Source organism: Marinomonas gallaica, from assembly GCF_001639745.1.
Lineage (GTDB): Bacteria > Pseudomonadota > Gammaproteobacteria > Pseudomonadales > Marinomonadaceae > Marinomonas > Marinomonas gallaica.
On sequence record NZ_LTAX01000030.1, the window covers coordinates 20,998 to 31,723 of the forward strand.

11 protein-coding genes are annotated in these 10,726 nt (G+C 45.0%); 8 read left to right on the forward strand and 3 right to left on the reverse strand.

Going from position 1 to position 10,726, the window contains the following annotated elements:
* Window positions 1–4 precede the first annotated feature (4 nt).
* From lysA to trxA, 5 genes are all read left to right on the forward strand, one after another.
* Window positions 5–1,258 (forward strand): diaminopimelate decarboxylase, encoded by a 1,254-nt coding sequence (gene lysA, locus AYW76_RS17550; protein ID WP_067102099.1) that lies wholly within the window; start codon window positions 5–7, stop codon window positions 1,256–1,258.
* A 10-nt stretch (window positions 1,259–1,268) separates the two neighbouring features.
* Window positions 1,269–2,099: a diaminopimelate epimerase gene (dapF, locus tag AYW76_RS17555; protein WP_067102102.1), complete on the forward strand. Its 831-nt coding sequence runs from the start codon at window positions 1,269–1,271 to the stop codon at window positions 2,097–2,099.
* Between the two features lie 10 nt (window positions 2,100–2,109).
* Entirely contained in the window at window positions 2,110–2,778 is a 669-nt protein-coding gene (locus tag AYW76_RS17560; protein WP_067223630.1) for a DUF484 family protein, read from the forward strand.
* Entirely contained in the window at window positions 2,775–3,488 is a 714-nt protein-coding gene (locus AYW76_RS17565; protein ID WP_067223633.1) for an HAD family hydrolase, read from the forward strand. The genes AYW76_RS17560 and AYW76_RS17565 overlap by 4 nt, the downstream gene beginning before the upstream one ends.
* A gap of 99 nt (window positions 3,489–3,587) precedes the next feature.
* Window positions 3,588–3,914: a thioredoxin TrxA gene (gene trxA, locus AYW76_RS17570; protein ID WP_067223636.1), complete on the forward strand. Its 327-nt coding sequence runs from the start codon at window positions 3,588–3,590 to the stop codon at window positions 3,912–3,914.
* Between the two features lie 79 nt (window positions 3,915–3,993).
* Here the strand turns inward: trxA and AYW76_RS17575 are convergent, their stop codons facing one another.
* On the reverse strand, window positions 3,994–5,247 hold the full coding sequence (locus tag AYW76_RS17575; RefSeq protein ID WP_067223639.1) for a M23 family metallopeptidase: 1,254 nt from the start codon (window positions 5,245–5,247) through the stop codon (window positions 3,994–3,996).
* A gap of 171 nt (window positions 5,248–5,418) precedes the next feature.
* Here AYW76_RS17575 and tyrS point away from each other — a divergent pair, with 171 nt between their 5' ends.
* Together tyrS and tilS are read left to right on the forward strand one after the other, a co-directional pair.
* Window positions 5,419–6,723: a tyrosine--tRNA ligase gene (gene tyrS / locus AYW76_RS17580; protein WP_067030545.1), complete on the forward strand. Its 1,305-nt coding sequence runs from the start codon at window positions 5,419–5,421 to the stop codon at window positions 6,721–6,723.
* 60 nt (window positions 6,724–6,783) lie between these two features.
* Window positions 6,784–8,025: a tRNA lysidine(34) synthetase TilS gene (gene tilS / locus AYW76_RS17585; RefSeq protein WP_067223641.1), complete on the forward strand. Its 1,242-nt coding sequence runs from the start codon at window positions 6,784–6,786 to the stop codon at window positions 8,023–8,025.
* A 53-nt stretch (window positions 8,026–8,078) separates the two neighbouring features.
* On the opposite strand, the gene AYW76_RS17590 is transcribed toward tilS, so the two are convergent.
* Both AYW76_RS17590 and AYW76_RS17595 read right to left on the reverse strand, forming a co-directional pair.
* Window positions 8,079–9,317: an outer membrane protein transport protein gene (locus AYW76_RS17590; protein WP_067223644.1), complete on the reverse strand. Its 1,239-nt coding sequence runs from the start codon at window positions 9,315–9,317 to the stop codon at window positions 8,079–8,081.
* Window positions 9,318–9,456: 139 nt separating this feature from the next.
* Window positions 9,457–10,158 (reverse strand): nucleoside/nucleotide kinase family protein, encoded by a 702-nt coding sequence (locus tag AYW76_RS17595; RefSeq protein WP_082866299.1) that lies wholly within the window; start codon window positions 10,156–10,158, stop codon window positions 9,457–9,459.
* Window positions 10,159–10,213: 55 nt separating this feature from the next.
* Here AYW76_RS17595 and AYW76_RS17600 point away from each other — a divergent pair, with 55 nt between their 5' ends.
* Window positions 10,214–10,510, forward strand: coding sequence for a DUF6482 family protein (locus tag AYW76_RS17600; protein WP_067030536.1), 297 nt, complete (start codon window positions 10,214–10,216; stop codon window positions 10,508–10,510).
* Window positions 10,511–10,726 lie beyond the last annotated feature (216 nt).

Consider the following 10,726-nt stretch of genomic DNA (forward strand, 5'->3'; position numbering starts at 1 on the left):
TCCCTTGGACTTTTTTAATTACTCTGGTCAGCAGCTTCACGCTGAAGATGTTTCATTAACGGATATCGCAAATCAATTCGGTACTCCAACTTACGTATATTCGCGTGCCACGTTCGAGCGCCATTACAAAGCGTATGCGGATGCCTTTGCGTCACACCCAACGTTGATTTGCTATGCCGTGAAAGCGTGTTCCAATATTGCAATTTTGAATGTGCTGGCGCGTCTTGGTTCAGGTTTTGATATTGTCTCCATCGGCGAGCTAGAACGCGTTTTGCGTGCAGGCGGCGATCCGAGCAAAGTGATGTTCTCTGGTGTGGCGAAGCAAGCGCATGAAATGCGTCGTGCATTAGAAATTGGTATTCACTGCTTTAACGTTGAGTCTGAGTCAGAACTTTATCGCCTAAACACTGTGGCGAGCGAAATGGGGGTTGTGGCGCCAGTTTCATTGCGTGTAAATCCTGATGTAGATGCTAAAACACATCCTTACATTTCAACGGGCTTGAAAGACAATAAATTTGGTATCGATATTCAAGATGCCGTGCGTATTTACAGCGTGGCGCATTCGTTAGAGAACCTAAATGTGATGGGGGTAGATTGTCACATTGGTTCTCAGCTAACTGAGCTTCAGCCATTTATGGACACATTTGATCGCTTGATTGGTCTGATTGATCAGTTAGCTGAACAAGGTATTACCATTAAACATCTTGATTTAGGTGGTGGTTTAGGGGTGCGCTACCGTGATGAAGTGCCACCAGAGCCGAAAGATTATGCAGATCAATTACTGGCCAAGGTAAAAGGTCGTGATCTATCACTGGCTTTTGAACCAGGTCGCTCAATTGCTGCGAACGCCGGCATTATGATGACGAAAGTTGAGTTCCTAAAATGCACCGCGCATAAAAACTTTGCCATTATCGACGGTGCGATGAACGATATGATTCGTCCCTCTCTTTATGGCGCTTGGATGGACATCGTCCCAGTTAATTTAGGTGCGACACCGGAAGGCAAACGCACCTATGACCTAGTTGGTCCGATTTGTGAAACGGGTGACTTCCTAGGCAAAGATCGTGAGTTAGACATTCAGCCGGGTGATCTACTAGCTCTTCGCTCAGCCGGAGCTTATGGTTTCACAATGGCTTCAAACTACAACAGTCGTGGCCGCGCAGCGGAAGTGATGGTTGACGGTGATAAAACATATTTAATCCGTGAGCGTGAAGACATTGATCACCAGTTAGCCGGTGAGCAACTGTTGCCTGCTTAAGGAGCGTAACGTGTTACTAAAATTTACTAAGATGCATGGCCTCGGTAATGACTTCGTCGTTGTCGATGCCGTGTCTCGAAAAGTGTATTTCAACAAGGCGCAGATCGAGCGCCTTGGTGATCGTAACCGTGGCATAGGTTTTGATCAGCTGTTGGTTGTTGAGCCTCCCTCCAACCCGGATATGGACTTTCGCTACCGTATTTATAATTGTGACGGTTCGGAAGTTGAGCATTGTGGCAATGGTGCTCGTTGTTTTGCAAAGTTTGTACTGGATCGTGAGTTGACTCATAAACGTGTCATTGATGTAGAAACAAAGCGTGGTCAGATGCAGTTGAAAATCCAAGAGGATGGTCAAGTCTGTGTGGACATGGGAGAGCCTAGTTTCATACCTGCTGACCTTCCTTTTGTAGCAGATGAATTGGCTGACGTTTATGTGATTGATGTGGCAGGTGAGCATTTCGATTTAACGCCTGTGTCAGTGGGTAACCCGCATGCAGTGATTCGTGTAGAAGCACTAACGGATGAACTTGTGCACCGCGTGGGTCCGATTATTGAAGATCATGAGCGTTTTCCAAACAATGTAAATGTTGGCTTTTTACAGGTCTTATCATCTGATGAAGTTAACTTGCGCGTATACGAACGTGGGGTTGGTGAAACACAAGCGTGCGGAACTGGCGCATGTGCGGCCGTTGTGGCCGGAATTAAGCAAGGTTGGCTTGCCTCCAATGTTTTAGTGCATTTACCTGGTGGTGATTTGCGTATTTCTTGGCGAGGACCAGGTCATTCTATTGAAATGACTGGACCTGCACAAAAAGTATTTGAAGGCCAAATTTACCTATAAGAGAGGGTTCATGTCGGAAGAGGACGTAGTTAAATACTTACAAGATACGCCAGATTTTTTCGAGCGAAATCCTGAGTTATTAGAAGAGTTGACCATTCCTCATCCGGTACATGGTGGTGCGATCTCGTTATTGGAGCGCCAAGTTTCGTTATTGCGTAAATCGACCGCAGAATACCGTGGTGAATTTGAACGCTTAGTGAGCATCGCTCGTGAAAACGAAGCCATCATGAAGAAAAGTCGTCGGCTGATCTTGAAATGTCTAAGTGGTGACTCGCTTGATGATTTTGCTGAGGTTGTCGAAGAGGTGATGCGTGAAGACTTCGCGGTCAACTATATGTCGATGGTGCTGTTTACTGAGCAACCATTAGATACGTCCGTTCGTACGGCCAGTTGGGAATCTGCAGAGCCAATTATAAAAGAAATGTTGGCCCAGTCAGGCTGCTACTGTGGCGTACTATCAGTTGTTGAGTCTGAGTTTTTATTTCAGTCGCAAAGTGACTCGGTGATGTCTTCGGCCATCATGCCTTTAGTGTCATTTGAAGGTGGGCAAGTGGTTTATCATGGCGTATTGGCGCTTGGTTCTAATCGATTGAACCATTTCGATAAAGAGAAGGGCTCCTTGTTTTTAGATTACCTTTCTGACCTATTGAGTGCGCTGCTATTAAGGCTATTACCATGAAAACGTTGATATCATTTGATTTAGACAACACCCTTTGGGACGTCGATCCAACACTCGTCCGTGCAGAGCATGCGATGGAGAAATGGTTTGATGGCAACTTTCCAGGATTTGCTGAGCGTTTTTATACGCCTACAATGGATCCTGTTAAGTACGAGATTTATGAGCTTTACCCAGAAATTAAACACGATGTGACAAAAGTGCGTTTAGCGCAATATCGTTTGGCATTGCAGCGCTATGGCTTGCCTGCTGAAGAAGCTGAGCAACGCGCAGAACAAGCCTTCAATGTGTTTTATGATTGGCGTCAGCGTATTGACTTGTATCCAGATGTCCATTCAACGTTAACTAAGCTCGCAGAGCGGTACGAACTGGCCGCCTTAACCAATGGTAATGCCGATGTGTACCATCCTCATATCGCGTTAGAGCATTATTTTAGTACGGTTATTCGTGCAGACAAAGAGGGGATTGCGAAACCAGATCCTGAGATTTTTGCACGTCTATCGGAACGTACTGATACACCAATGGATCGCATTATCCATGTGGGCGATCACCCTGTTGACGATGTTCAAGGCGCGGTGAATGCAGGAGCGCGTGCGGTGTGGTTTAACCGCCACGGGGCGCGCCGTTGGAAGGCTGAATGGAGTGTGGTACCGGATGCGGAAGTGCATTCTCTACCAGAGTTGATTACGCTAATTGAGAACATGACCTTATAGCATTTTGCTATCGTTCTAGTTAAGTATTCTGATTTTGCCGTGACGTGAATAGTGTTACACTTACACCATAAATGAATAACCGAATTTAAGGAATTTGCGATGAGCGAAAATATTATCAACGTAACTGATGCTCAGTTTGAAGAAGAAGTTCTAAAATCTGACTTGCCTGTTATTGTGGACTTTTGGGCGCCATGGTGTGGACCTTGTAAAATGATTGCGCCAGTTCTTGAAGACGTTTCAGCAGAATACGCTGGTCGTGTGAAAGTAGTTAAAATCAACGTTGACGAAAACACAGAAACAGCGCCTAAATACAATGTACGTGGTATTCCAACACTACTTGTTATCAAGGGTGGCGAAGTTGCTGCAACGAAAGTGGGTGCAGTTTCTAAGTCTCAGCTTGTAGAGTTTGTAGAAAGCGCTCTTTAATCAGAAAGAAAACGCTAACTGCTAAAAAGGTCGCTTGCGCGGCCTTTTTTGTGTCTAACTTTTTATAAAATGCAGTGTATCAATTTTTACGCGATAGCCTTGCAAGATAACTGGCCATGCCTTGTGAGCGAGAGCGCTTTAGTCTCTCCATCAATGTCTGCGCATAAGGTAAAAAAGCCATCAATTCGGATTTGCTCATAGGACTATCATAAGGAATGTCGACGGTTTCGGGGTTTTGATGCGTACCATTAATGCGGAATTCATAATGCAGATGGGGGCCTGTTGCCCAGCCAGTTTGGCCTACATACGCGATAGTCTCCCCTTGAGCCACTTGTCTGCCCGCTATTACGTGATCTGCGAAGCCATTTAAATGCGCGTATAGGGTGGTGTAGCCGGCACCGTGATCAATAATGACCGTATTGCCATAGCCTTTCATTTCCCCCACAAATGCCACACTACCATCCCCTGAACTTTGTACTGGCGTGCCGGTCGCTGCGGCGTAATCCACTCCTTGATGTGGTCGGCTGGTTTTAAAAATAGGGTGCAGTCGATGGGGGTTAAACTGTGAGGATACGCGAGTGAAGTCGACAGGTGAGCGGATGAACGCTTTACGTAAAGATAAACCGTCGCGAGTAAAGTAGTCCGTTTGTTGTTCGAGCTGATAGCGCAGTGCTTCAAAAACACGGCCATTATTAATAAATTGGGCAGCGATAATATTGCCTGTGCCAATTTTTTCGCCATCAATAAAGCGCTCTTCAAACAATAAGGCAAAGCGGTCGCCTTGACGTATATCGAGGGCAAAATCGATGTCCCAACGAAAGATGCCGGTGATTTGCAGCAATAACTTATCTGAAATACCTGCCGTTGCACCGTCTACAAACAATGAGTTTTGAATGGTGACTTCTTTGTAAGCGAGTACTGTCTCAATCGGTGTGAGTTGCTCCTTGTAGCGATAAACACTGTCGACTTGTTTAAAGACGTGAGCGCGTTCACGGTTCACTGAAAGAGTGAGATTTTTCAAATCATTACTGGGAACCAAAATGTCGGTGGTGAGTTTTTGTCCAGGTTGAAGGTTGCTAAGTACATTGCTTTCATCTACTTGCAGCAGCTGGGCAATTTGACGATTACTGACGCCAAGTCGGTTTAGGGTGCGTGACAGTGAATCACCGTTTTGTAGCAACACAGTTTTAGACTCAAGTGTTTGTGGTATCGGCTTGATATGTTCTGGCGAAGGAACGTCTGCTTTAGCAGGAATCGGCCCCGCACTTGTCCGAACAGTACTCTGCTTAGATGTATTTGTTATAGGCTCTGAGGAGCCGTCCCATAGTAGCAAACCACCCCCTATGAGCAGTAAAACTAAGGATGTCCAGAAAAGTCCCTTAGATAGCAATAATTTGTCCAATATTGAGTTCCAATTTTAAGCATAAAGCCATGTAATCCTATCAACTAAGTGGCTATAATTGAACGCTAATTATTTTCACTACACTAGGATTTGGATCTAACAATGACACAACAAAACCTCGACCTATTAGCTGATTTACAAGCTCGTGGGCTTATCGCTCAAATGACAGCTGAAGAAGAGCTGCGCGCTCACTTGTCATCCGGTCGTCGTACTTTGTATTGTGGCTTTGATCCAACGGCAGACAGCCTACACCTTGGCCACTTAGTGCCTTTGTTGGTACTGAAACGCTGTCAAGATGCGGGACATAACCCAATTGCGCTTGTTGGTGGTGCCACTGGTATGATTGGTGACCCAAGCTTTAAAGCCGCAGAGCGTTCATTAAATACGTCTGATATCGTGGCAAGTTGGGCTGATAAAATTAAAGGCCAAGTAAGTCAGTTTGTTGCGTTCGAGGGCGTTGATAACCCTGCCCGCGTGGTAAACAACCTAGATTGGACTGGCAATATGAATGTGATCGATTTCTTGCGCGAAATTGGTAAGCATTTCTCTGTCAATGCCATGATTAACAAAGAGTCTGTTCAGCAACGTCTAAACCGCGAAGGTGCCGGGATTTCTTTTACCGAGTTTTCATACGCATTGTTGCAAGGCATGGACTTCGCAGAATTGAACCGCTTATACGATTGTACGCTTCAGGTAGGCGGTAGCGATCAGTGGGGCAATATCGTTGGGGGGATTGACCTGTCTCGTCGTCAAAATCAATCGCAAACATTTGGTTTAACAGTTCCCTTGGTAACGAAATCAGATGGTACTAAATTTGGTAAAACAGAGTCTGGTGCGGTTTGGTTAGATCCTAAGAAGACCAGCCAATACTCGTTCTATCAATTCTGGTTGGGTACAGCTGACGCGGATGTATACAAATTCTTGAAGTACTTCACGTTCATGTCAATCGAAGACATTGATGCGATTGAAAAGGCCGATCAAGAAAATGGTGGTAAGCCGCAAGCACAAGCAGTACTAGCGCGCGAGGCAACTCGTTTAGTGCATGGTGAGGAAGGCTTGGCAGCCGCCGAGCGTATTACGCAAGCGTTGTTCAGTGGTGAAACGGACAAGCTAAGCGAACAGGACCTTGAGCAAATTCAATTGGATGGTCTACCAAGCAGTTCTTTAGAAGGTATCAATTTAGCGGAAACGCCAATGACCTCACTGCTTGCGGATGCTGGTTTAGCAGCGAGTGGCAAACAAGTAAAAGATGCTCTGCAGCGTAATTCTGTATTTGTAAATGGTGTAGCAAAAGGCATGGATGACAACATGTCTGCGGCGGATATCTTTACCGCGCAGAACGGTTACTACGGTAAGTACTTCCTAGTGAAATTAGGTAAGAAGAAACACCACTTGTTTGCTCTATAAGCATGATAAATGGTTCATACTAAAGGCGCTTCGGCGCCTTTTCTGTTTGTTAGGTAAAGCATGATTGTATTATCGACAGAAACATTGCGTAGATTGTTAGGGGAGCAAGGAAAGATCTATATTGCTTACAGCGGCGGTATGGATTCCCATGTTTTGCTTCACTGTGTAATGACGCAGCTTTCTTCTGATTTACGATCACGTGTGTCTGCCATTCATATTCATCATGGTTTGAGTGACAATGCAGATGCTTGGGCGCTGCATTGTCAGACGATATGTGATGGTTATCAGATTCCGTTGTTCAATGAGCGGGTCACACTTGATGCTCACCAATCACTTGAAGAGCAAGCTCGGCGTAAGCGTTATGAGGTGTTTGAGCGCTACTTAGAGAATGGTGATGTATTGCTGCAAGGTCATCATGCGAACGATCAAGCAGAGACGTTGCTCTTTCGTTTAGAGCGAGGCACTGGCTGGCGGGGCATTCAGGGTATTCCTGCCCAGCGTCCACTCGGTTTAGGTCAACTTTGGCGTCCGTTGTTAACGATCTCGCGACAAGCATTAACGGAATATGCTCAACAGCAATCACTTCATTGGATTGAAGATGAATCGAATGCTGACGTGCGATTTCGACGAAACTTTATTCGTCATCAGGTAATCGAACCTTGGGAAGAAAACGATGGGGCTCTTATGGCGCAAGTGGCTAAAAGTGCCGAATTTATGCAGTCAGAAGGACGTGTTATTGAGCGCTTAATCAGAACCACTCTCCAGGCACATATTAATGAAACTGGAGGGCTGAATTTAGCCTCTTTGCCGATTGATGAAAGAGCCTTTTGGTTGTCGGGTTACCTTAAAGAACAGAACATTTCGCTCACGCAAGCTCAGTTATCTGCTGTTGTTGCTATGTTTTATGGCGCTCAAAGTAAGCAGCCTTTGTATCAAACTTCAGGATATCGACTTGTGCGTTATAACGAGCATTTGCATGTATTGCCTGAAGAGCGTTTGCCTGTACTGGGTGCGCTCAAAAAACGCGTTTGGTTTGAACGAGAGTTTGATCGTATTCGTTGCAGTGAAGCTGTAGAGCTTAAATCTCGTCCAGAAGGGGAGCGTTTATTACTGGCAAATGGCAAGCATCGTTCACTTAAAAAATGGCTACAAGATCAAAGAATTCCAATCTGGTGGCGCGACCATCTACCTTATATTTATCAAACTGATACGTTGGTTGCGATTGGAGATCTTTGGCAGCACCCTGAAGCTGTTTTAACCGTAGAGTGGCAAAGAAATGAGTGTCTATGTTGGCCTAACTGAAAGGCCCAGAGAATAGTCTGGGCCTTTGGGAGTTTAAAAATTACCGGCTAACGCTAGAAAGAGCGGCTGTATTGTAAACCTAGCAATAAGGCATCAGCGTGTGTCGTACCTTGGATGCTGGATAGCTGAGTGCTTTCTTGCACGTTTGTGTCTTCACCTATGAGATAGGTCGCACCAAAGTCGATGCTGCTGGTTTGGCTTGGGCGGTAGGTAAAGCCAGCAGATAACCATTGGCGATCGGAATCAGGAACAGAAAGCGAACGCATATCGGCTTGAGCGCTGGTATCGTACATATAGCCTGCGCGCAACTCCCAAGCGTCATCCATGTAATAAGTACCACCAATGGAGTAATGCCACGCATCTTGCCATTGGTAGTTGTTGATTAGACCGGCTTGTTTGGCTTCCAGTACATCAAATTCAGACCAGCGAATAAATTGCACACTGTAGTGAACCGCGTATTCTGGTGCCAAGCGGTGATAACCTGAAAATTCAGCAATATCAGGTAAGGGCATGACCACTGTGTCCGACTGCTTTGTTGGCGTGGCGCCAAAACGATAGACTTGACCGTCTGCATCAATATCTGGACTGTAATGGTAGTCTAAGCCAAAGCGATTATTGTCATCGACCTCAAATAATAACCCAAGATTGTATCCCACAGCCCAACCATCGGCTTCAATTTCCAAAAGATTATTAGTGTTGAATTGGCTTGCTACAACAGGATTAGCTGGTCGGATAAATGTGCCATCGCCGTACACCGCATCAATTCCTGCGCCTACGGCAAGCTGTTTGTTAACGCGGTAAGAACCAACCAGTCCAAGGTTGATACTTTTGACGTCGGTTTTTCCACCGTACTCGTATCCTTGGTAGTCTTTATTAAATTCGGTTTTTGTACCGAAATTTGAATAAGCATTGAAACCCCAAGCGAATTTGTCGTCGACCGGTCGGATATAATGAAAATTTGGTGCGATTGACGTGTCGCCAATACCGTCAGTGCTTGCGCTGGTATTGCTTGCCGTTAGATTATTGGTGTAGGTAGCATCTTTTGCTTCAATATCAGTTGTAATGCTTTCAACACCAATAGACATCGCTGGCGAATCGAACAACGCCATGCCAGCAGGGTTTCTTGAAATGATGCTTGCGTTATCACCAATGACAGCGTCACCTGCATAAGCTCGGCCTAGACCCGTCGCAGATTGGGCGTTGAGTTGGAATCCTGCCGCGTGCAATTGAAGGGCAGATAACGCAAATGCAGAAGCAATCAGCGTTTTCTTATATGGGAAAGACGAGGTCATAAATGGTTTCCTTTTTGTTATAATTTGGTTGGCTATGAACCCTGACGTACAACGCCATTTATTAGAGCGTCCATAAAACATAGCGCCATAACCAAAGAGTTTCCATGTAATTTTGTTGCGATATTAATGGCAAAATCGTTCAAATAATATGCAACACATGATCGGCATGTTGTTGGCTTAGATCGGCGATTTGAGCATTGAGAGCATCGTTGATTAGAATCCTATGTTTTGCTTCTTCTGCACTGATCCCCCACGCTTTTTGATGTCTGAGGGCTAATTGAGCCATAGCATGCTCTAGCTCTAAATGAATGAACCAACGAAAATCGAGAAATTCTGACGCTTTTTCAAAGCCATCTTGTTGGTGCAACACATACAAACCTTCCACAATGAGTATCTTGACATCAGGGGCGATTATTACATCGTTGAATACGGGGTCACCGTAAGCATGATCGAAACTTGGCCAGCTAAGAGGCTTTGAAGGGTACTGTTTGAAATGGCGTAAATGTTCTACAAAACTCTCACTGTCAAACGTCCAAGGCGCCCCTCGTCGTGCAAACGCAGCTTCTGGATCAGTCATAGCGCTAAGTTGCGCTTTACTTAAGTGAAAACCATCCATGCTGACACTGGCTACTTGATTAGGGTATTGCAGATTGATTCGATTGCAGATGTATTCGGCTAACGTTGACTTTCCAGAGCCAGGAATGCCACCAATGCCAATGATAACTCTGCTTTTAAGAGTGGGTAAGAGCTTGTGTATTTTCGCTAAAGCATCTTGGTAAATAGAGTTATGGTCGAGTTTTTTTAATAAGTCTGATGGGATCATGATAGAGGCAGGTAACATCCAATTTCGAATAGTTTGCGTAGAAGATTAGGTATCCTAGAAGGAGAGTAGCGAAATGACCTTATCCGAGCTAGCAAAAATAACTGAAATTGAAAAAGTCTGTATTCATTCACTGGAGTCTAACTTATATCAGCTGTCTATTATTTCAGAAGGAGAAGAACACTATATTACCGATCAAAAAGGTGTGTTTGTGACCAGTCATAACAAACTTGACCTGCAGAAAATCTTTACCAATAAGCAGGTTGAGAAGATGGTTTTGTGTCACCAAAGTGCTTACGATGAAATGGTGGGGCAACCTGTGGGTGGCACCAATATTCTTGAAGTGCCGTTGGGAGACCCGTTCAAACAATAAATACATCTCTGCAACAGTGTATTTCTTCTTTCGAAAGTCTCTTCTATATTAAGGGTAATTATTGATTGTATTTGAGGAGGGTGGGTGAAAGCTATTATGCTGGACTTAGTTGTGAGTCACATTCTCAAAGAAACGGAAGTGTAGTGGTCAACTAATTCCGGACAGTAAATTAGGTTGATTCTCTGCTTTGGCAGGTGGCACTCCATCGTTAAATTG